Origin of the sequence: Streptomyces siamensis (assembly GCF_039543605.1) — a bacterium.
Classification (GTDB): domain Bacteria; phylum Actinomycetota; class Actinomycetes; order Streptomycetales; family Streptomycetaceae; genus Streptomyces; species Streptomyces siamensis.
Genome location: NZ_BAABKB010000034.1, coordinates 67,920 through 88,535 on the forward strand (window position 1 = coordinate 67,920; position 20,616 = coordinate 88,535).

Genomic DNA, 20,616 nt, shown 5'->3' on the forward strand with positions numbered 1-20,616 from the left:
AGGATTGGCCCCAAACCACACACACTCACCCCAGAGGAACGCTGCATGCCTGGCATCACGCGCGAGGAGGTCGCCCACCTCGCCCGGCTGGCGCGTCTGGAGCTGAAGCCCGAAGAGCTCGATCACTTCGCGGGACAGCTGGACGACATCATCGGCGCGGTCGCCCGCGTCAGTGAGGTCGCCGACCAAGACGTACCGCCGACCTCTCATCCGCTGCCGCTGACGAACGTCATGCGCGTGGACGAGGTCCGTCCGTCGCTCACCCCCGAGCAGGCGCTGTCCGGCGCCCCGGCCCAGGAGCAGCAGCGTTTCAAGGTGCCGCAGATCCTGGGGGAGGACTAATCACCATGACGGACACCAACGTCAACATCATCAAGCTCACCGCGGCCGAGATCGCCGGGAAGATCGCGGCCGGCGAGCTCACCGCCGTCGAGGTCACCGAGGCCCACCTGGCACGGATCGAGGCCGTCGACGAGAAGGTGCACGCCTTCCTGCACGTCGACCGCGAGGGCGCCCTCGCCCAGGCCCGTGCCGTGGACGCCAAGCGGGAGGCCGGCGAGAAGCTCGGTCCGCTCGCCGGCGTTCCGCTCGCGCTCAAGGACATCTTCACCACCGAGGGCGTTCCGACGACCGTCGGTTCGAAGATCCTCGAAGGCTGGATCCCGCCGTACGACGCGACGCTCACCAAGCGGCTGAAGGCCGCCGACGTCGTCATCCTCGGCAAGACCAACATGGACGAGTTCGCCATGGGGTCGTCGACCGAGAACAGCGCCTACGGGCCGACCGGCAACCCCTGGGACCTCACCAAGATCCCTGGTGGCTCCGGCGGCGGCTCCTCCGCAGCCCTGGCCTCCTTCCAGTCGCCCCTGGCGATCGGCACGGACACCGGCGGCTCCATCCGCCAGCCCGCGGCCGTCACCGGCACGGTCGGCGTCAAGCCGACCTACGGCGCCGTCTCCCGCTTCGGCATGGTGGCGTTCTCGTCCTCCCTCGACCAGGGCGGTCCCTGCGCCCGCACGGTCCTGGACGCGGCCCTCCTGCACGAGGTCATCGCCGGGCACGATCCGCTCGACTCGACCTCCATCGACGCGCCGGTCCCGCCGGTCGTCGAGGCCGCCCGCAACGGCAGCGTGGCGGGCATGCGCGTCGGCGTCGTCAAGCAGTTCCGCGGCGAGGGCTACCAGGCCGGCGTCATCCAGCGGTTCGACGAGTCCGTCGAGCTGCTCAAGGAGCTGGGTGCGGAGATCGTCGAGCTGGACTGCCCGTCCTTCGACCTCGCCCTTTCGGCGTACTACCTGATCGCCCCGTCCGAGTGCTCGTCCAACCTCGCCCGCTTCGACGGCCTGCGCTACGGCCTCCGTACGGGCGACGACGGCACCCGCTCGGCCGAGGACGTCACCGCCCTCACCCGCGAGGCCGGCTTCGGCGCCGAGGTCAAGCGCCGCGTCATGCTCGGCACGTACGCGCTCAGCTCCGGCTACTACGACGCGTACTACGGCAGCGCCCAGAAGGTCCGCACGCTCATCACGCGCGACTTCGAGAAGGCCTTCGAGCAGGTCGACGTCATCGTCTCGCCGACCACGCCGACCACCGCCTTCGCGATCGGCGAGCGTGCCGACGACCCGATGGCGATGTACCTGGCGGACCTGTGCACCATCCCGACCAACCTGGCGGGCAACGCCGCCATGTCGCTGCCCTGCGGTCTCGCGCCGGAGGACAACCTGCCCGTCGGTCTCCAGATCATCGCTCCGGCGCTGAAGGACGACCGGCTGTACAAGGTCGGCGCCGCCGTCGAGGCCGCCTTCGTGGAAAAGTGGGGGCACCCGCTGATCGAGGAGGCTCCGTCGCTGTGAGTGCACTGAACAAGGCCAAGGGCTTCAAGAAGTCGAAGTCCGGTACGTATCTGTCGATGGCCGGGACCGCGTTCGGCGCGTTCGGGGTCGCCAAGCAGATCAAGAAGGCCCGCGCCGAGCACGACACGCTGCGGCTCATCGACGCCACCGTGTCCGCCGTCGCGATCGCCACCGGTCTCGCCATCCTGTACCGCGAGCTGAAGCGGCTGGGCGACGACGACGTCCTGCTGGGCTGAGAGGGAAGTTTCACCGTGACCACCACGACCGACCTGGTGTCGTACGAGGACGCGCTGGCGTCGTACGACCCCGTCATGGGCCTTGAGGTCCATGTCGAACTCGGCACCAAGACGAAGATGTTCTGCGGGTGTTCGACCGAGCTGGGCGCCGAGCCCAACTCGCAGACCTGCCCGACCTGCCTCGGCATGCCCGGCGCACTCCCGGTCGTCAACGCGACCGGCGTCGAGTCCGCCGTCAAGATCGGCCTCGCGCTGCACTGCGAGATCGCCGAGTGGTGCCGCTTCGCCCGGAAGAACTACTTCTATCCGGACATGCCGAAGAACTTCCAGACCTCCCAGTACGACGAGCCGATCGCCTTCAACGGCTACCTCGACGTGCAGTTGGAGGACGGCGAGGTCTTCCGCGTGGAGATCGAGCGCGCCCACATGGAGGAGGACACCGGCAAGTCGACGCACGTCGGCGGCGCCACCGGCCGCATCCACGGCGCCTCGCACTCCCTGCTCGACTACAACCGTGCGGGCATCCCCCTCATCGAGATCGTCACCAAGCCGATCGAGGGCGCGGGCGAGCGGGCCCCCGAGGTCGCCAAGGCCTACGTCGCCGAACTGCGCGAGCTCATCCGGGCGCTCGGTGTGTCGGAGGCCCGCATGGAGATGGGGCAGATGCGCTGCGACGTGAACCTGTCGCTGCGTCCGCACGGCCGCGAGAAGTTCGGCACCCGCTCCGAGACGAAGAACGTGAACTCGTTGCGCTCCGTGGAGCGTGCCGCCCGCTTCGAGATCCAGCGCCACGCCGCGGTGCTGAACTCCGGCGGCACGATCATCCAGGAGACCCGCCACTTCCACGAGGACACCGGGTCCACGACCTCGGGCCGCGTGAAGGAGGAGGCCGAGGACTACCGGTACTTCCCGGAGCCCGACCTCGTCCCCGTCGCCCCGTCCCGCGAGTGGGTCGAGGAACTGCGTGCCGGTCTGCCCGAGCAGCCGCTGGCCCGCCGCAACCGGCTGCGCGAGGAGTGGGGCGTCGGCGCCCACGACATGCAGTCGATCCTCAACGCCGGTGCCATCGACCCGATCGTCGCCACGATCGAGGCCGGTGCCGACGCCACGTCCGCCCGCAAGTGGTGGATGGGCGAACTGGCCCGCAGCGCCAACGAGTCGGGCAAGGCCCTGGAGGACCTGCCGATCACCCCGGCGCAGGTCGCCCGCGTGACCGCCCTGGTCACCGAGGGCTCCCTCAACGACAAGCTGGCCCGCCAGGTCATCGAGGGCGTGCTCGCCGGCGAGGGCGAGCCCGACGAGGTCGTCGAGAAGCGCGGCCTGAAGGTCGTCTCGGACGAGGGCGCGCTCACCACCGCCGTCGACGAGGCCATCGCCGGGAACCCGGGCATCGCCGACAAGATCCGTGGCGGCAAGGTCCAGGCCGCGGGCGCGCTCGTCGGCGCGGTCATGAAGGCCACGCGCGGCCAGGCCGACGCGGCCCGCGTCAAGGAGCTCATCCTGGAGAAGCTGGGCGTCAGCGAGGGCTGAGCCCGTCCTTTTCAGAACCCCAGGGGGGTGCATCGGTTCCGATGCACCCCCCTGGGCATGCGCGCGCCTTCTCAGGGACACGCGCTACGCTCCCGCGCCATGAGCGGAAGCAGTGACTCCGAGATACAGGAAGTGGAGCCCGGTGACGTCGAGGACCCGGCGCACGAGGCACGACGGGCCCGCTGGACGGCGGTCTGTGCCGGAGCGCTGCTGACCGTCGCCGGGCTGGCCGCCTCGGCGCTGCGTTCCACCGGTTCCGCGTCCGCGCTCGTACCCGTCTCGTACGCCTCCGGTGCCGCCCTGTGCGCGATCGCCTCGGTTCTCGGTTCCCGTGGCCGCACGCGGCGGGCGTTGTGGCTGATGGTCGCCGGGGTGATGGTCATGGCCGTGGGAGACCAGTTCGACTGACCGACGCCTCGCGGGGCGACAGAGTTCACGGGAATGTCCTGTGAGTTGGCTCGCACTCTCGTGAGGAGCCCCGCGAACGGGGCGAACGATCACTACCGGCTGCAAGAGTGATGACGCATAAGTCATGCGTTCTTTGCGGGCAGTTCCCGATAAAGATCCACAAATCACTCAGGGAGCTCGTCCGTGGCAGCCCTCGCACGCTGGTGTGTCCGACACCGCCTCGTGGCCTTACTGCTCTGGCTTCTCGCCCTCGGCGGCGTCACCGCCGCCGCTGCCGTCACGGGCTCCGCCTACTCGAACGACTACGAAGCCCCCGGCACCGAATCCGGCCGCGCCGCCCGCCTCCTGTCCGACGGCTTCCCCGGCCTCGGCGGCGACAGCGACACCGTCGTCTGGCACACCACGTCGGCCACCGTGCGGTCCTCCGACGTCGAACAGACCATGACCCGGACCCTCGACCGGATCGCCGACCTGCCCGGAGTGGCCTCCGTCGCCGGCCCCTACGGCGGCCGCGGCACCGACCGGATCAGCTCCGACGGCCGCACGGCCTACGCCACCGTCACCTTCGACGACCGCGCCGAACACATCGACAAGGCCGAGGCCCGGGCCGTCGTCGACACCGCGAAGGCCGCCGAGGGCGAAGGGCTCCAAGTGGAGCTGGGCGGCAGCGCGATCGGGCTCACCCAGTCGTCCGGCGGGCACCTCGCCGAGGTCGTCGGCGTGGTCGTCGCCGCCGTCGTCCTCTTCCTCGCCTTCGGCTCGCTCGCCGCATCCCTGCTGCCCATCGCGACCGCACTGGTCGGCGTCGGCACCGCGTACGCCGGCATCGTGCTCCTCGGACATGCCATGACCGTCGCCGACTTCGCGCCGATGCTCGGCATGCTGATCGGACTCGGCGTCGGCATCGACTACGCGCTGTTCATCGTGACCCGGCACCGGCGGGGCCTCAAACGCGGTCTCCCCGTCGACGAGGCCGCGCGGAACGCCGTCGCCACCACCGGGCGCGCGGTCGTCTTCGCGGGCGCCACCGTCTGCATCGCGCTGCTCGGGATGCTCATCCTGCGGCTCGGCTTCCTCAACGGCGTCGCGGTCGCCGCCTCCCTGACCGTCGTCCTCACCGTCGCGGCCTCCGTGACCCTGCTGCCGGCCCTGCTCTCCTGGATCGGCCCACGCGCGCTGAACCCCCGCGAACGGCGCAGGCTCCACGACCACGGGCCCGAACCGGAGCTCCCCACCGGGTTCGCCGCCCGCTGGTCCGCCTTCGTGGAACGGCATCCCAAGCTCCTCGGCACCGTCGCCGTGGTCGTCATGGTGCTCCTCGCCCTGCCCACGTTCTCGCTCCGTCTGGGCACCTCCGACCAGGGCAACGACCCGGGGCGCACGACCACACGCCAGGCCTACGACCTCGTCGCGGACGGCTTCGGGCCCGGCGTGAACGGCCCCCTGACCCTCGTCACCCGGGTCGGCGGGGCCGAGGGCCGGCTCGCGCTCGACAACCTGGACGCCACGCTCCGGGCGACCAAGGGCGTCGCGACCGTGACACCCGTGACCTACGACAGCGGCGGCGACACCGCGTACCTCACCGTCGTACCGGATTCCGCCCCGCAGTCCCGGCAGACAAGCGACCTCGTCGACCGGCTGCGCGCCGAGGTGCTGCCGCGGGCCGAAGCGGGCACCGCGCTCGACGTGCACGTCGGCGGGGTGACGGCGAGCTACGACGACTTCGCGGACGTCGTCGTCGGCAAGCTCCCGCTCTTCGTGGGCGTCGTGATCGGGCTCGGCTGCGTCCTGCTGCTGCTCGCCTTCCGCTCGATCGGCATCCCCGTGAAGGCCGCCGTGATGAACGTCGCCGCAGTCGCCGCCGCCTTCGGGGTCGTCGTCGCGATCTTCCAGTGGGGCTGGGGCAGCGAGCTGCTCGGACTGGGCCGTGCCGGGCCGATCGAACCGTTCCTGCCCGTGATCATGGTGTCCGTCCTCTTCGGGCTCTCCATGGACTATCAGGTCTTCCTGGTCAGCCGGATGTACGAGGAATGGCTGGAGACCCGGGACAACCGGCGTGCCGTCCGGGTCGGTCTCGCCGAGACCAGCCGCGTGATCAACTCCGCCGCCGTCATCATGATCTCCGTCTTCCTCGCCTTCGTGCTCAGCGGCGACCGCGTCATCGCGATGTTCGGCATCGCCCTCGCCTCGGCGGTCGCCCTCGACGCCTTCGTCCTGCGCACGCTGCTCGTGCCCGCCCTCATGCACATGCTGGGCGGCGCGAACTGGTGGCTGCCCCGCCGCCTCGACCGTTGCCTGCCGCGCATCAGCATCGAGCCGCCCGAGTGCCGCGCCGCCCATGAGAGGCTGGCCGAAGCGGTGGACGCCGACGTGGCGGACGTACTGGAGAAGGAGCGAGAGCGGGATGTACGCGATATCCCTGGGTGACGACGGAGCGGAGCTGCGGCCCCTGGAGCCCTGGCACGCCGAGGAGTTCTTCACGCACATGGAGCGTGGCCGGGACTACATCGGCCGCCATGTGTCGCTCCCGGACCACGTGACGGACCTCGACTCCGCGCGGAACTACCTCCAGCTGTACGCGGACAAGCGCGCCGCCGACAGCGGCAGCCTGCACGGGATCTGGCTGGACGGGAAACTCGTCGGCGGACTGCTCTTCCGGATCTTCGACACCGCCATGGGCACCTGCGAGGCCGGCTGCTGGCTGGAGCCCGCCGCGGCCGGCCGCGGACTCGTCACCCGCGGCATGCGCGTCCTCATCGACTGGGCCGTCGACGAGCGCGGCATGCACCGTGTGGAGTGGATCGCCCCGAGCGCGAACACCCCCAGCCTGAACGTCGCCCGGCGGCTCGGCATGACCCGGGACGGCGTACTGCGGCAGAGCTACGTCTACCGGGACGCGCGCCACGACATGGAGGTCTGGTCCGTCCTCGCGCCGGAATGGCGTGCCGCACGCGCGCGTGCCGCTCACGACGATCATTAAGAGACTTCTCAGACAGCGTCCGTACGGTGCGGGGCATGGGTACCAAGACAGTTGACGAAGCCGGGACCGACACCGGCACCGGGGCCACGAGCGACGAGAAGACCGTGGACGTCACCAAGGAGGACGTCACCGAGGAAGGCGTCACCGAGACGGACGGCAGCGTCACCGACGAGGCCGACGACACCACCGGTGACGGCACGGCCGGGGACGACATCCCTGGCGACGGCGAGGGAGCCACCGGCGTGGGCCAGGGCGCGGCAGCCGTCGTGTCCGCCGGGCTCGGCGTGGTCTCGCTCACCGGCAGCTGGGTCGCCACCGTCGCCGCCGCCCGCGAGACGCTCGTCGGCCAGCTCCAGACCTCCTCCTCCGCCAGCGTCGCCAAGCAGGTCAAGGAGGTCTACGGCGACGCCTGGGCGGCGACCGCCCTGGTGGGCGGCCTGTTCGCGCTGGCCGCGCTGATCGTCGGAGTCGTCGTGCTCGCCCGCCCCGCCTTCGGCGCACCCGGCAGGCCGCAGGCCGCCTGGATCAAGTCGGTCGCCTGGGCGGGCGTCTCGCTCGGCGTCATCGGCCTCGTGCTCGCGGTGGCCAAGTACTCCGACATCCTGCTCGGACTGCCCTCCACCGGCTGACACACTCCGCCCGTCCCGTACGTCTGAGGGGCCTTAGGGCCGGCGCCGGTCATCCGGGTCCGCCCTAAGGCCCCTCACGCGCGCAAGATGCGGAACTCTCCCGATGTGGCGCACCCCCCTGGGAGACGAAAGTTGAGGCATCGCGAACAAGCGAGGCCGAAACCGACTCTTCACGAGGGACACGAGATGTTCGAGTACGAGCTTCACCAGATCCGTTCCGCAGAGCTCATCCGCGAGGCCGAGACCCACCGGCTCGTCCGGGAGGCGCGCCGCGTCCGCCGGGCCGCCCGCAACGCCGCCGCGCGTGAGGCAGGACGCAACGAGAACGAGGGACATAGCAATCACCCCCGCAGGCACCGGTTCGCACGCGTCGCGTGAACGCCGGAGCACGGGCGGGCGGCCGTACCGGGGGCGGCCGCCCGCCGCGGAACACGACAGGGAACCTCCCCGGCGAGGCGCCGACCGAGAAGGTCGGCGCCTTCGTCCGTGAGGCCCCCGCCACAGGCACCGCGGACGTCGTCGCGATATCCGGTGCCGCACGGTCGGACCCCTGTGCGATGCTCGGGCCTGTGGAGACCAGGTCCGTCAGCCCGGTGTTCGTCGGACGCACCGACGAGATGGGGGAGTTGAACGACGCGCTCGCCCGCGCCGCCGCGGGCGAGCCGCAGGCGCTGCTGCTCGGCGGCGAGGCGGGCGTCGGAAAGACCCGCCTGCTGGAGGAGTTCGCCGCCGCGGCCACGCGCGCAGGCGCCGTCTTCGCCTGCGGCGGCTGCGTGGAGATCGGCGCCGACGGTCTCCCCTTCGCGCCGTTCTCCACCGCCCTGCGCGCCCTGCGCCGGCAACTCCCCGACGAGCTCGCGGCCGCGGCGGCGGGACAGGAGGAGGAACTGGCCCGGCTCCTGCCGGAGCTCGGCGAGACCTCCGGCCGCCGGTACGAAGAGGAGGGCATGGCCCGCCTGTTCGAACTCACCGCCCGTCTCCTGGAGCGCGTCGCGGCCGACCGCACCGTCGTCGTCGCCCTCGAAGACCTGCACTGGGCCGACGCCTCCACCCGCCACCTCCTCGCCTACCTCTTCCGCACCCTGCGCAGCGGCCGTCTCGTCGTCATCGCCAGCTACCGCGCCGACGACATCCACCGCCGCCACCCGCTGCGCCCCCTCCTCGCCGAACTGGACCGGCTGCGCACCGTCCGCCGCATCGAACTGAGCCGCCTGAGCCGCGCCGAGGTCGGCCGCCAGATCGCCGGGATCCTCGCCCACGAACCCGACCCGGCCCAGGTCGACGACATCTTCGGCCGCACCGACGGCAACGCCTTCTTCGTCGAGGAACTCGCCGTCGCCGCGCACGAGGGCTGTCCCACCGGGCTCACGGACTCCCTGCGCGACCTGCTCCTCGTCCGGGTCGAGGGCCTGCCCGAAAGCGCCCAGCGGGTCGCCCGGATCGTCGCCGAGGGCGGCTCCACCGTCGAGTACCCGCTGCTCGCCGCCGTGGCACGGCTCGCCGAGGACGACCTCATCGAGGCGCTGCGCGCCTGCGTGGGCGCCAACATCCTGCTCGCCTCACCCGGCGGCGACGGCTACCGCTTCCGCCACTCCCTGGTCCGCGAGGCCGTCAGCGACGACCTGCTGCCCGGCGAGCGCTCCCGCTTCAACCGCCGCTACGCCGAGGCCCTGGAGGCCGACCCGGCGCTCGTACCGGCCGACGAGCGCGTCACCCGCCTGGCCAGCTACTGGTACCACGCCCACGACGCGGCCAAGGCCCTCCCCGCCGTACTCGACGCCTCCGTCCAGGCCCGCCGCCGCCACGCCCCCTCCGAGCAACTGCGGCTCCTGGAGCGGGCGATGGAGCTGTGGGACGTCACCCCGGACACCGTCCGCGCCGAGCTGCGGCCCGTCGACTACGTGGAGGTCTACCCGCCCTGCGGCTGCGACCCGGCCACCACACCCCTGCGCTACCTCGACCTGATGGCCGAGGCCGCCGTCGCGGGCCGGCTCTGCGGGGAGCGCGAGCGCGCCCTGAAGATCACCAAGCGGGCGCTGCACCTCCTGGAGGACGAGGCCGCACCGCCCCCGAACTCCCCGCCCGGCGCGGTCAAGGGAGACCCCCTGCGCGCCGCCTGGTTCTGGATCCAGCGTTCCCGCCTCATCCAGGCACAGGCCCGCGGCGACGGCTGGACGGAACTGGCGACCGCGCAGGACCTGGTCCGCGGCCTTCCGCCGTCCGAGGTGCACGCCGACGTCCTGTCGAACGTCGCCGCCTGGTGCATGCTGCACGAGCCGGGTCCCGGCGCCGTGTCCGCCGCCGAGCGCGCCGTGGAGTACGCGCGCATGGTGGGCGCCCGCGACATCGAGCTGAACGCGCGGCTCACCCTCGGCGGACTCATGGTCGACTCGGGTGACGTCGAGGCGGGGCTCGAAGAGCTGTACGAGGTCAGGGAGCAGGTGGTCCGGCAGGACGTCTTCCTCGTGATGGGCCGCGTGCACATCAACCTGCCCTCCCATCTGGAGTCGGTCGGCCGCTCCCGGGAAGCCGTCGGGATCCTCCGCGAGGGCGCCGAACTCGCGCGGAAGCACGGGCTGCTGGACACCGAGGCCTGGATCTGGGGGAACCTCTCCGAGTCGCTCGGCTCCCTCGGCCACTGGGACGAGGCCACCGAAGCGGCGCGGAACGCGGTGGGCATCGGGCTCAGCGGCAAGCCGTCCGGCGTCGGTGCCTCCCGGCTCGCCCCCCTCGCCCTCGCCCGCGGGGACCTCGCCGAGGCCGGACGCCAACTGGCGGCCGCCGGCCACCACTTCGGAACCCATGACATCCAGCCGCAGCACGCCCTGCCACTGCTGCGCACCACCCTCGGCGTCGCCGCGGCGGAGGACCGTCTCCTCGACGCCCGCGCCGTCCTGGAACAGGCCCTGGACTGCGGCTTCCCGCCCGGCACCCAGCGTTACGCCTGGCCGCTGCTGCTCGCCGCCGCCACCGCGGAGGCGGACGCCCGAGGACTGCCCCACGCCGAGGCGGGCCGTTCCGAGACCGTGGAACGCGTCCGCACCATGGCGAAGCGGCTGGCCACGGGCGCGCCCGTGTGGCTCGCCCACGAGGCCTGGGTGCGCGCCGAACTCCGGCGCGCCGAAGGGGTCACCGCCCCGGACGACTGGTCCGAGGTCGTCACCGCCTTCGAACTCCTGGAGCGCCCCTACGACCTCGCCCGGGTCCGGTACCGCCTCGCCGAGGCCCTGCTGGTCTCGGGCGCCGAGGAGGACGACCGCGGCCGCGCCACCGAACTGCTGCGGCTGGCCGGGGCGGCGGCCGATCACCTCGGCGCGCGTCCGCTCGCCGACGCCGTCGCACTGCTCGTCCAGCGAGCCCGGCTGAACCTGACCGCCGCCCCCGGACGGGGCGCTCCCGCCCCCAAGGACCCGGCGCTGGCGCTCGGCCTCACCAGCCGCGAGCGCGACGTGCTGCGCCTCGTGGCCGTCGGCCGCAGCAACCGGCAGATCGCCGAGGAGCTGTTCATCTCCCCAAAGACGGCCAGCGTCCATGTCTCGAACATTCTGGCCAAGCTGGACGTCTCAGGACGGGGCGAGGCCGCGGCGCTCGCACACCGGCTGCGGCTCTTTCCCCCGGAGGCCCCGGCCGCCAGGGCGACGGGCTGAGATCTACGCTGTGAAGGATCCGGGCCGAGGGAGGCGCTGTGTTCAACATGTTCGAGGAGCTCTTCGCACCAGGCCGCAAGCACACCAATGACGAACGCAAGCGACTGGAGCTGAGCCGGGTCGACCTGACGGACGGCGACCCGGGCCGCGGCCCCATAGACCTGTCCTCGGGCAAGGTGGTCGTACGACTGCCGAAACACGAGCAGGGGCCCGAGCGGGAACAGAACGCCGATCACGAGCCGGACGGTGGACCCGAGCCCACGTCCGATCAGGGTTCTGGGGACGGGCAGGGGCCTGAGCCCGCACACGATGGCGAGTCCGAGAAGGGGCCCGAGGCGGGGCAGGACTCCGAGCCTGAATAGGCCGTCGACCACGGCCCCGGCCAGGACTCAGACACCGGCGGGCGCCAGGGCCCCGGCCAGGAGCCGGGAAACGGACCCGTCCCCGCGCGCCGCCCCTAGCTCACCTTCAGCTCCAGGATCTTGTCGTCCCCCTTCGCGGGGCTGCCGCGGCCGTCCGTCTCGCTCGTCGTCAGCCAGAGCTTGTCGCCGCCGGCGGAGACGACCGTCCGCAGGCGGCCGTACTCGCCCTTGAGGAAGGACTCGGGGGCCGCCGACGCCTTCGTGCCGCTCAAGGGGATGCGCCAGAGCCTCTCGCCCTTGAGGCCCGCCATCCAGATGGAACCCTCCGCGTAGGCGATGCCGCTGGGGGAGGCGTCGTCGGTGTGCCACTGGGCGACCGGGTCGTGGTACTTGGCATCGCCGCCGCGGCCCTCGACGACCGGCCAACCGTAATTGTCGCCGGGCTTGATCTGGTTGAGCTCGTCCCAGGTGTCCTGGCCGAACTCGGAGGCCCACAGCCGCTGTTTGTCGTCCCAGGCGAGACCCTGCACATTGCGGTGGCCGTACGAGTAGACGACGGAGTCGCCGAAGGGATTGCCCGGCGCGGGATCGCCGTCCGGCGTCATCCGCAGGATCTTGCCGCCCAGTGCCTTCTTGTCCTGGGCCTGCCCCCGGTCACCGGTCTCGCCCGCGCCCGCGTACAGCATCTTGTCCGGGCCGAACGCGATCCGGCCGCCATTGTGGATCACCCCCTTGGGGATGCCCTTGAAGACGGTGTCCGGAGCGCCGAGCTGCTCACCCGGCGGCTTCTTCGCGTCGTACAGCATGCGGACGATGCGGTTGTCCGAGGCGGTGGTGAAGTACGCGTAGACCATGTGGTCCGAGGCATAGTCCGGGGAGAGCGCGATGCCCAGGAGGCCGCCCTCGCCCGCGGGCGCGACCCCCGGGACCTCGCCGAGCTCCGTCTTCCGGCCGGTCTTCTCGTCCACGCGGACGATCGTCCCCGCGTCCCGCGACGACACCAGGAGCCCGCCCTCCGGCAGCGGCGCCAGACCCCAGGGCGTCTTCAGGCCCTCGGCGACCGTCCGCACCACCTTCACCGAACCCTTCGCGGGGGGTGCCTTTTCGGTGGGACTGCCGGAGGACGACGGCGCAGGCGTCGAACTCCCGAGGCCCGGGAACGCGCTCTTGCCGTCGTCCGGCGCGCCCCCGTCCCCGGAGGAACAGCCGGCCGTCACCAGAAGCGCTGCCGCGGCCAACACGGCCGTCACCACTCGTCGTTGCACGATCAAGGTCCCTTCGACGCGGCGGTCCTACTGTTCATACACCGCCGGTGCCGCGCAGGTTCCCGATCACCGAAGCCCGAGGCGGACGGCCCCGCAGCGGGCGGGCTCAGTCCCAGGATCCCCGCGCCCCCGGCAGCGCCGCCACCTCGGCGAGGTCCGCCGCCGTCAGCCGCAGTCCGGCCGCCCGCGCGTTCTCGGTGACCCAGCGCTCCTGCTTGGTCCCCGGCACCGGAACCACCTGCGACCCCTGCGCCAGCACCCACCCGAGCGCCACCTGCGCGGGCGTCACCTCGTCCCCGTGCCGCCGGGCGATCCGCCGCAGCCCCGCGACGATCGGCTGGTTCGCCGCCATCATCTCCGCGGTGAAACGGGGGTGGCGGGCGCGCACGTCGTCGGGCTCGAAACCCTCACCCGGGGTCAGCGTGCCGGTCAGGAAACCGTTGCCGAGCGGCATCGCCGACAGGAAGCCGACCCCGCGCGCCGCGCACCACGGCAGCAGCGCGTCCAGCGCCTCCGTCGACCACACCGACAGCTCGGCCTCGACCGCGCTGACCGGGAAGACCTGCTGCACCCGCTCCAGCTGCCGGATCGTCCCGTCGTGCAGCCGCGCCCCCGGGCGACGGCCGGACCGGGCGCCCACCGCGCACAGGCCGAGCGAGCGGACCTTGCCCGCGGTGACCAGGTCGGCCATCGCGCCCCAGGTCTCCTCGACCGGGACCTCCGGGTCCGCGCGATGCAGCTGATAGAGGTCGATCACGTCGGTCTGGAGCCGGCGCAGCGACGCGTCGCACGCCCGTCTCACGTAGCCGGGGCGGCCGTTGGCCACGATGTGCTGCTCGCCGACCAGCAGACCGACCTTGGTCGACACGAAGGCGTCGCAGCGCCTCTCCTTCAGCACCCGTCCCACCAGGAGCTCATTGGTGAAGGGGCCGTACATGTCGGCCGTGTCGAGCAGCGTCGAACCCTGGTCGAGCGCCGTGTGCACCGCGCGCAGCGACTCCTCGCCGCGCTGCCGCGAAGCGGTGTACGCCCAGCTCATCGGCATGCACCCGAGCCCGACCGCGCCCACCTCGAGCGCCGCCGCCCCGATCGTCCTGCGCTCCACCTGGCCGTAATCCTCCCCTTGCTGGCACCCCAACCTAACCTCTGCGCCTCCGGGTGCCTGGCATAGCCTCCTGACCATGACTCCCGATGTGTGGCTCCCGATTCGCGCCGACGAGATCGAAGGCCTCCCCGAAGGCCTGAACTATCGCTTCTGGGACGGCGGCCAGGACTTCCCCGCGGACCCGGCCGAGTGCGCGTTCTACGTCGTCCCCTACATGAAGCCGCCCGCCGTCTCGCAGCGGCCGATGCCCGGGATGACGTCGGTCCAGGTCGTGCAGACGCTCTCCGCCGGTGTCGACCACGTCCTGCCGAGCCTCGGGCACCTGCGTCCGGGAGTGCAGCTGTGCAACGCGCGCGGTGTGCACGAGGCGAGCACGGCGGAGCTCGCCCTCGCCCTGATCCTCGCCTCACTGCGCGGCATCCCCGACTTCGTGCGCGGCCAGGACAAGGGGGAGTGGCGCTCGGGCTTCCGTCCCGCGCTCGCCGACAAGTCCGTGCTGATCGTGGGCTACGGGTCCATCGGGGCCGCCATCGAGGACCGGCTCGCACCCTTCGAGGTGGCGCGGGTGGCGCGCGTCGCGCGCTCCGAGCGCACCATGGCGCGCGGTCTGGTGCATCCACTCACGGAACTTCCCGCCCTGCTGCCCGAGGCCGACGTCGTGGTGCTGTCCACGCCTCTCACCGAGGACACAAGAGGCCTGGTGGACGCCGAGTTCCTGTCCCGAATGAAGGACGGCGCGCTCCTCGTGAACGTCGCGCGCGGCCCCGTCGTCGACACCAAGGCCCTGCTCGCCGAGCTGGAGAGCGGCAGGCTCACCGCGGCCCTCGACGTCACCGATCCCGAGCCACTGCCCCAGGGACACCCCTTGTGGCACGCGCCCGGCGTGCTCATCAGCCCCCATGTCGGCGGTCCCACTTCGGCGTTCATGCCGCGCGCCAAGCGGCTCCTGGCGGACCAGTTGAACCGTTTCGTGAACCGGGAGCCGCTGTGGAACGTGGTCCTTACCACCGGCGCTTAGGTCACGTCCCGTTCGCGCACCGTCCGCTTCGGGCACCCTCCGCAGTTCCCCGAACGCGGGCAGTTCCGACATCCGCGCTGGTCGTTACGGAGCGTAGAGGAACTATGTCCCTGAGTGACGAGACTGGTGTATCGTCCCGACAGGGGCTGCGCCGCGCACCGTTCGGCGCCGGGGTTGAACATTCGGACTGCGAGGGGGGCGACGGGCGATGCACGGCCTATGGACCAACGATCCGACGCGGCGGAGCCGACGACGGCCCTTGTGCGCGGCCACGCGCAGACGCGGCCACGCCGAGTACGGCGGCCAGGGTCATGGTGGCCATCACCACCGCAGGCACGGCGGCCGCCGGAGGCACGCGCACCCGGCCCACGGCGACCAGCGGGACTCCGGAGTGCGGACCGGGTGGCCCCGGTGAGCTCGCCAGGGGCGCTGCTGACCCGCCGACCGGTGTTCGGCGGTGGGACGGGTCTGTACTCACAACTCGCACTGGCCCTCGTGTGCGCGGGATACGCCGTCGGTTCCGCGCTCGGCTGGGGCTCCGCCGGACTTGCGCTGATCATGGGCGACTTCGGACTGAGCGCCGCGGCGGGCACCGCGGCCGTCTCCTGCTTCCGCTATGCCCGTAGCCGGCACAGCCGTTTTCGACCGGCGTGGTTGCTGTTCGCGCTCTCCTCCGCCATGGCCTCGCTCGGGAACCTGGTCTGGGGGTGGTACGAGGTGGTCCTCGACCGCCCAGTTCCCAGCCCGAGCTATGCCGACCTGTTCTTCCTGTGCTTCGCGCCACCCGCCATCGTAGGACTGCTCGTGCTCGCCAAGAGGCCCGTCACCAAGGCGGGTTGGGTGTGCCTCGCGCTGGACGCCTGGCTGATCGGCGGCTCGCTGCTCACGCTGTCGTGGAGCCTCGCGCTCGCCCAGGCCGCGAAGTTCGACGGTCCGAGCGTCGCCCACACCGCGCTGTCACTCGCGTACCCGCTGCTGGACATCGCGCTGGTCAGCATGGTGCTCGCGCTGCACTTCAGGCGTTCGTCGGTGAACCGCTCCGCGGTGAACACGGCGATCGGGGCGCTCGCCCTGACCGTGATGTGCGACGCCCTGTTCACCTCTCCTCTCCTGCACAACAGCTATCACTCGGGCCAGCTCCTCGACGCGGGCTGGTTCGCCGGCTCACTGCTCCTCGCGTACGCGCCCTGGGTCGGCACCCGGCACGGACAGCCGGACGCCGACGACCATCCCGCGGACGGGCACGCGCGCGTGGTCCACGAGCACATTCCGGGGCAGCGCCGGGGAGACCGCGCCGCGCGGCGGGCGGACCATGCATCCCATGCATCCCACGCATTCCAGGGCCCGGAAGGGGTCGACGGACCACCGGGGCACGACGGACCACAGCCGTCACAGCCCGACGGACAGCAAGGGGGACACGTGCACGCGAACCCCCAGGACGGAGGCCACGGCCGGTATCCGGCCTCACGCCCGATCGCCGGCTCGCTGGCCGCCCTCACGCCCTACCTGGCCGCCGCCGTCTGCACCCTGGGCATCCTGTACAACGTCCTCAACGGCCACAACGTGGACCGCGTGGTCCTGATCACCGCGGGCCTCGTCGTGCTGGCCCTCGTGGTGCGCCAGGGCATCATGCTGCTCGACAACATCACCCTCACCCAGGAGCTGGCCCAGAAGGAGAACCACTTCCGCTCCCTGGTGCAGGGCTCCAGCGACGTCATCATGATCGCCGCGCCCAACGGCGTCCTGCGGTACGTCAGCCCGGCCGCCGCCGGGGTCTACGGACGCGACGCCGACGATCTCGTCGGCTCCGAGCTCGCCGCGCTCATCCACCCCGAAGACCTCGGCTGCGTAGTTCACGAAGTACGACGTTTTCTCGCGGCCAGCCACACCGAGGAACCCACCACCCGGATCGAGTGCCGTTTCCGGTCCGGCGACGGCGGCTGGCTCAACGTGGAGTCCACCGTCAACCGCCACCACGGCGGCCTCATCTTCAACAGCCGCGACGTCACCGAGCGGGTCCGCCTCCAGGCGCAGTTGCAGCACAACGCCGAGCACGACCCGCTCACCGACCTGCCCAACCGCGCGCTGTTCACCCGGCGCGTCCAGCAGGCGCTCTCCGGCCGCCGCTCCTCCGACCGCGGCACCGCCGTCCTCTTCATCGACCTCGACGGCTTCAAGGCGGTCAACGACACCATCGGGCACCAGGCCGGCGACGAACTCCTCGTCCAGGCCGCCCGCAGACTCCAGGACTCGGTACGGCAGGGCGACACCGCCGCCCGTCTGGGCGGCGACGAGTTCGCGGCCTTGATCGTCGGCGACGGCAATCGCGACCGCAGCGCCCGCGAACACCACATCATGGAGCTCGCCGACCGGCTGCGGGTCACCCTCTCCCAGCCCTACTCCATCGACGGCAACGATGTCCGGGTGGCCGCGTCCATCGGCGTCGCCTTCGCCGAACCGGGCCTGGGCGCCGGAGAGCTCCAGCGCAACGCGGACCTGGCCATGTACCGCGCCAAGGCGGCGGGCAAAGGACGCGTCGAGCTGTACGCGCCGCAGATGCAGCAGGACGTCGTACGCAAGGCGGAGCTGGCGACCCGGCTGCGGTCGGCTTTGCAGGACGGCGAGTTCGCGCTGCTGCACCAGCCCGTGGTGTCGCTCGAGAGCGGCCGGATCACGTCGGTCACCGCGCAGGCGCGCTGGCGCTCCGCCCAAGGTGTGCTCTTCACCCCCGCGGAGTTCCTGCGCGTCGCCGAGGACAGCGACAAGACCGCCGAACTCGGTCGCTGGGTGCTCGAGGAAGCCGTCGAACTGGCCGCCCAGCGCACCGCCGCGGGCGTCACGGTGCCCGTCACCGTCCGGACGAACGCGCGACGGCTGCTGGACCGCTCGGGCCCCCTCGGCTCCGTGGAGGCCCTGCTCACCCGGCACGGGCTCGCCTCCGGCGCCCTGATCATCGAGCTGTCCGACACCGATCCCCGGGTCTCCCTGGACGAGCTGGAGCGCCGGCTGAACGCGCTCAGGCGCCTCGGCGTCCGTATCGCCCTGGACGGCTTCGGCAGCGGCTACGCGGCCATCACGGCGCTCAGGAGACTCCCCGTGGACGTGCTCAAGCTCGACCGGAGTCTGGTCGAGGGAGTGGTCGAGTCCGCCCGGCTGCACAAGATCACCAGTGGGCTGCTGCGAATCGCCACCGACCTCGGGCTCCAGTCCGTGGCCGACGGTGTCGACCTTCCGGAGCAGGTCATCGCGTTGCGCGCGATGGGCTGCACCCATGGGCAGGGCATGGCGTTCTCCGGGCCGCTCGACGAGTACCGGCTGCGCAGAGCGCTGTCTTCCGGCCATTATCCGGTGCCCCACGGCCCCGTCGAGCCCGCGTTCGCGGGCGGCGGCTCGGGGGTGTATACGAGTGGTGTGCCCGCAGTTTTCGGGGGCGGTACGGCCCTCCGCTCACATAATGAGACTCCCGTCCCACCCACTTGACAGTCAGTGCGTGCCGGGGGGAGGGTCAATGCCATGCGCACCCGAATTCTCGTACTTGGAAAGCGCGTCGGCTGAAGCTAGGTGGCCACCGGACGGACCCGGGACACCCAGCGACCGCACCCGGCGCGCTCCCCTCGCTTGCCTCACGGCACGAGGGGTTTTTTGTTGCACAGGCACATGTCGTACACCGCACAAAACTCGCAAAAACCCTCAGCATCGAGAAGAGAATGCCGATGACCGAGCAGGCCACCGGGGCCCACCATCCGCAGCCGCGGCCCCGTTCCGGAGGACAGCAGTCCGCCCCCGAGCACGTCACGGGCGCGCAGTCCCTCATCCGCTCGCTTGAGGAGGTCGGGGCCGAGACCGTATTCGGCATTCCCGGCGGTGCGATCCTTCCGGCGTACGACCCGCTGATGGACTCCAAGCGGGTGCGGCACGTGCTCGTCCGCCACGAGCAGGGCGCCGGCCACGCGGCCACCGGTTACGCGCAGGCCACCGGCAAGGTCGGGGTCTGCATGGCGACCTCGGGCCCCGGTGCCACCAACCTGGTCACCCCGATCGCCGACGCGCACATGGACTCGGTGCCGCTCGTGGCGATCACCGGTCAGGTCGCCTCCAAGGCGATCGGCACGGACGCCTTCCAGGAGGCGGACATCGTCGGCATCACCATGCCGATCACCAAGCACAACTTCCTGGTGACCAAGGCGGAGGACATCCCGCGGACGATCGCGGAGGCCTTCCACATCGCCTCCACCGGCCGTCCCGGACCCGTCCTCGTCGACATCGCCAAGGACGCCCTCCAGGCACAGACCACCTTCCAGTGGCCGCCCGTCCAGGACCTGCCCGGCTACCGCCCGGTGACCAAGCCGCACGCCAAGCAGATCCGCGAGGCCGCCAAGCTGATCACCCAGGCCAAGCGGCCCGTCCTGTACGTCGGCGGCGGCGTCCTCAAGGCGAACGCCACCGCCGAGCTGAAGGTCCTCGCAGAACTCACCGGAGCGCCCGTCACCACCACCCTGATGGCGCTCGGCGCATTCCCCGACAGCCACCCGCTGCACGTGGGAATGCCGGGCATGCACGGTGCGGTCACCGCCGTCACCGCGCTGCAGAAGGCCGACCTGATCGTCGCCCTCGGAGCCCGCTTCGACGACCGCGTCACCGGCAAGCTGGACAGCTTCGCCCCGTACGCCAAGATCGTCCACGCCGACATCGACCCGGCCGAGATCGGCAAGAACCGCGCCGCCGACGTGCCGATCGTCGGTGACGCCCGCGAGGTCATCGCCGACCTGATCCAGGCCGTGCAGAAGGAGCACGGCGAGGGACACGCCGGCGACTACTCCGCCTGGTGGAACGACCTGAACCGCTGGCGCGAGACGTACCCGCTCGGCTACGACCAGCCCGACAACGGCTCGCTCTCGCCGCAGCAGGTCATCGAGCGCATCGGGCAGCTCGCGCCCGAGGGCACGATCTTCGCCGCAGGCGTCGGCCAGCACCAGATGTGGGCCGCGCACTTCATCCAGTACGAGAAGCCCGCCACCTGGCTGAACTCGGGCGGCGCCGGGACGATGGGCTACGCGGTCCCGGCCGCGATGGGCGCCAAGGCCGGTCAGCCGGAGCGCGCGGTCTGGGCGATCGACGGCGACGGCTGCTTCCAGATGACCAATCAGGAACTGACCACCTGCGCCCTGAACAACATCCCGATCAAGGTCGCCATCATCAACAACGGCGCCCTCGGGATGGTCCGCCAGTGGCAGACCCTCTTCTACAACCAGCGCTACTCCAACACCGTGCTGCACTCCGGCCCTGAGGCGGACGGCAAGCAGCCGAGCGCCGGCACCCGCGTCCCCGACTTCGTGAAGCTGTCGGAGGCCATGGGCTGCCACGCCATCCGCTGCGAGTCCCCGGACGACCTCGACAAGGTCATCGAAGAGGCGAACTCGATCAACGACCGTCCGGTCGTCGTCGACTTCATCGTCCACGAGGACGCGATGGTGTGGCCGATGGTCGCCGCCGGCACCTCGAACGACGAGATCATGGCAGCCCGGGACGTCCGCCCCGACTTCGGCGACAACGAAGACGACTGAGAGAGAGCCGAGTCAGATC

The 20,616-nt window shown here is 71.3% G+C and carries 16 protein-coding genes; 14 read left to right on the forward strand and 2 right to left on the reverse strand.

The genetic code is table 11. The annotated features are described in order from the left end of the window. Positions 1 to 45 precede the first annotated feature (45 nt). The 11 genes from gatC (at position 46) to ABEB03_RS35630 (ending at position 11,645) form a co-directional block, all read left to right on the forward strand. Positions 46 to 342, forward strand: coding sequence for an Asp-tRNA(Asn)/Glu-tRNA(Gln) amidotransferase subunit GatC (gatC, locus tag ABEB03_RS35580; RefSeq protein WP_095936815.1), 297 nt, complete (start codon positions 46 to 48; stop codon positions 340 to 342). A gap of 5 nt (positions 343 to 347) precedes the next feature. Then, on the forward strand, positions 348 to 1,853 hold the full coding sequence (gatA, locus tag ABEB03_RS35585; RefSeq protein ID WP_345657022.1) for an Asp-tRNA(Asn)/Glu-tRNA(Gln) amidotransferase subunit GatA: 1,506 nt from the start codon (positions 348 to 350) through the stop codon (positions 1,851 to 1,853). Beyond that, a complete protein-coding gene (locus ABEB03_RS35590) occupies positions 1,850 to 2,089 on the forward strand; it encodes a hypothetical protein (protein WP_028805281.1) in 240 nt (79 codons plus the stop codon). The genes gatA and ABEB03_RS35590 overlap by 4 nt, the downstream gene beginning before the upstream one ends. 15 nt (positions 2,090 to 2,104) lie before the next feature. Next, positions 2,105 to 3,619, forward strand: coding sequence for an Asp-tRNA(Asn)/Glu-tRNA(Gln) amidotransferase subunit GatB (gatB, locus tag ABEB03_RS35595; RefSeq protein ID WP_345657023.1), 1,515 nt, complete (start codon positions 2,105 to 2,107; stop codon positions 3,617 to 3,619). A gap of 99 nt (positions 3,620 to 3,718) precedes the next feature. Then, on the forward strand, positions 3,719 to 4,027 hold the full coding sequence (locus tag ABEB03_RS35600; RefSeq protein WP_345657024.1) for a hypothetical protein: 309 nt from the start codon (positions 3,719 to 3,721) through the stop codon (positions 4,025 to 4,027). Positions 4,028 to 4,210: 183 nt separating this feature from the next. Beyond that, positions 4,211 to 6,454: an MMPL family transporter gene (locus ABEB03_RS35605; RefSeq protein ID WP_345657025.1), complete on the forward strand. Its 2,244-nt coding sequence runs from the start codon at positions 4,211 to 4,213 to the stop codon at positions 6,452 to 6,454. Further along, positions 6,432 to 7,007: a GNAT family N-acetyltransferase gene (locus ABEB03_RS35610; RefSeq protein WP_345657026.1), complete on the forward strand. Its 576-nt coding sequence runs from the start codon at positions 6,432 to 6,434 to the stop codon at positions 7,005 to 7,007. The genes ABEB03_RS35605 and ABEB03_RS35610 overlap by 23 nt, the downstream gene beginning before the upstream one ends. 35 nt (positions 7,008 to 7,042) lie before the next feature. Beyond that, entirely contained in the window at positions 7,043 to 7,636 is a 594-nt protein-coding gene (locus tag ABEB03_RS35615; protein WP_345657027.1) for a hypothetical protein, read from the forward strand. 186 nt (positions 7,637 to 7,822) lie between these two features. Further along, on the forward strand, positions 7,823 to 8,014 hold the full coding sequence (locus ABEB03_RS35620; protein WP_095936822.1) for a hypothetical protein: 192 nt from the start codon (positions 7,823 to 7,825) through the stop codon (positions 8,012 to 8,014). A gap of 179 nt (positions 8,015 to 8,193) precedes the next feature. Next, positions 8,194 to 11,283, forward strand: a complete 3,090-nt coding sequence (locus ABEB03_RS35625) for a helix-turn-helix transcriptional regulator (protein WP_345657064.1) — start codon at positions 8,194 to 8,196, stop codon at positions 11,281 to 11,283. Positions 11,284 to 11,330: 47 nt separating this feature from the next. After that, positions 11,331 to 11,645: a DUF6191 domain-containing protein gene (locus ABEB03_RS35630; RefSeq protein WP_425589348.1), complete on the forward strand. Its 315-nt coding sequence runs from the start codon at positions 11,331 to 11,333 to the stop codon at positions 11,643 to 11,645. Positions 11,646 to 11,740: 95 nt separating this feature from the next. Here ABEB03_RS35630 and ABEB03_RS35635 read toward each other — a convergent pair whose 3' ends face one another. Next, on the reverse strand, positions 11,741 to 12,916 hold the full coding sequence (locus tag ABEB03_RS35635; protein WP_345657029.1) for a PQQ-dependent sugar dehydrogenase: 1,176 nt from the start codon (positions 12,914 to 12,916) through the stop codon (positions 11,741 to 11,743). Positions 12,917 to 13,016: 100 nt separating this feature from the next. Next, on the reverse strand, positions 13,017 to 14,015 hold the full coding sequence (locus ABEB03_RS35640) for an aldo/keto reductase (RefSeq protein ID WP_345657030.1): 999 nt from the start codon (positions 14,013 to 14,015) through the stop codon (positions 13,017 to 13,019). A 76-nt stretch (positions 14,016 to 14,091) separates the two neighbouring features. Here ABEB03_RS35640 and ABEB03_RS35645 point away from each other — a divergent pair, with 76 nt between their 5' ends. The 3 genes from ABEB03_RS35645 (at position 14,092) to ABEB03_RS35655 (ending at position 20,597) form a co-directional block, all read left to right on the forward strand. After that, entirely contained in the window at positions 14,092 to 15,033 is a 942-nt protein-coding gene (locus ABEB03_RS35645) for a 2-hydroxyacid dehydrogenase (RefSeq protein WP_345657031.1), read from the forward strand. A 219-nt stretch (positions 15,034 to 15,252) separates the two neighbouring features. Beyond that, entirely contained in the window at positions 15,253 to 18,513 is a 3,261-nt protein-coding gene (locus tag ABEB03_RS35650) for a putative bifunctional diguanylate cyclase/phosphodiesterase (RefSeq protein WP_425589347.1), read from the forward strand. Positions 18,514 to 18,740: 227 nt separating this feature from the next. Then, complete coding sequence (locus tag ABEB03_RS35655; RefSeq protein WP_345657033.1) at positions 18,741 to 20,597, forward strand: acetolactate synthase large subunit; 1,857 nt, start codon at positions 18,741 to 18,743, stop codon at positions 20,595 to 20,597. The last annotated feature ends 19 nt before the right edge of the window (positions 20,598 to 20,616 follow it).